The following is a 1,313-nucleotide window of genomic DNA, read 5'->3' on the forward strand; positions in this document are numbered from 1 at the left end:
AGAGGAAATACCCAGCTCCATCCCGAACCTGGAAGTCAAGCTCTCTAACGCCGATGATACTGCTCTTTGCAAGAGTGGGAAAGTAGGGTGATGCGGGGGGTTGTTAAAAAGCTAAATAGCTATTTATACTCATTGATCCATCAATCTACCAGCGCTTCGTGTGTGTTAAAATACTAAAGAACTTTTTCTTTAAATCTTTAGGAAGCGCATGAAACAATATCTCTACATAATCCAATCTAACCTAGAAAAAAGCAAGTGTAAAATAGGCATTACAAATAACCTAGAGAGACGGCTAAAAGAATATAACCATATCACGGGTAAGTCAAGCGAGCAGACCTATAGCTATCTTTTTACATGTGAGGTTGCTAATATGCGCCAAATCGAGCAAGATGTGAAAGACGCATTTTCGCATTTAAGAGAACAACAGCATAGAGAGATTTACTTTTTTAACCCAAGTCTTTTTGAAACCTATGTTAGCTTTATTAGCGCGCATGTACATTTTATTACAAAAGTTAGTAGCAAGCCGCCTAAGCAAAAGCAAGAAGTCAAGCCCATCACCACGCCTAGCCTGCAAGAGCGAGGACTTGTAAGGGTTGATGTTTTAAATAAAGCCAAGAAAGTTAAAGATGATGAATTTTATACAAGATATGAAGATGTGGAAAGAGAGTTGTCAAACTATCCTTTAAAGATATGGCAAAATAAAGTTGTGTTTTGTAACTGCGATGATGCTATAGGAGATAGGAGAGATTATACAGATTCATCTGCTTTTGCTCTCTATTTTTTAAGGCACTTTTTCAGATTAAAACTTAAGAAACTCATTTGTACGCATTATGGTAGCCAACAGGACTTATTCAATGCCGGTGTAAAAGGTTACATTTTCACCAAAGAGGGCGCACATGAAATAAAGCACACCCCAGCTAACTACAGAGGCGGCTTTGAAGAGGCAGAATCGCTAAGAATCTTGAATGAGCAAGCTGATATTGTCTGCACCAATCCGCCCTTTTCGCGTGCGATTGAATATTGGCAGATTCTTATTAAAAGTAAAAAGAAATTTATCATTCTCTCCAATGTTACACTCCCCATCAGCACCGCTTGCATTCCCTATTTTGCACAAAATAAGGTAAGACCGGGTTTTAATAGTGTGTATTGGTATTTAAACCCCAAACGCCAGTTAGTGCGCGCAGCAGGGCATTTTTTTACTAATTTTTCCATTAAAAATAGATCCAATGTTGCTAGACTAAAGTTTGTCCCCCTTGAGGAGATCCCCGATGTGTATAAAAGATTTGATGATAGCGGCATCTTACTCGTGGATA

At 38.6% G+C, this 1,313-nt stretch carries 1 protein-coding gene and 1 rRNA gene; both read left to right on the forward strand.

All coding sequences use genetic code 11. The features are described 5' to 3' along the window. A 5S ribosomal RNA gene (gene rrf, locus G6Q00_RS08140) occupies positions 1-99 on the forward strand; the annotation flags it as partial. Between the two features lie 109 nt (positions 100-208). Continuing rightward, positions 209-1,313: adenine-specific methyltransferase EcoRI family protein (locus G6Q00_RS08145; RefSeq protein WP_163532744.1), on the forward strand; the 1,105-nt coding region annotated here is incomplete at its 3' end.

This window comes from Helicobacter suis, assembly GCF_902196125.1.
GTDB classification, from domain to species: Bacteria; Campylobacterota; Campylobacteria; order Campylobacterales; family Helicobacteraceae; genus Helicobacter; species Helicobacter suis_B.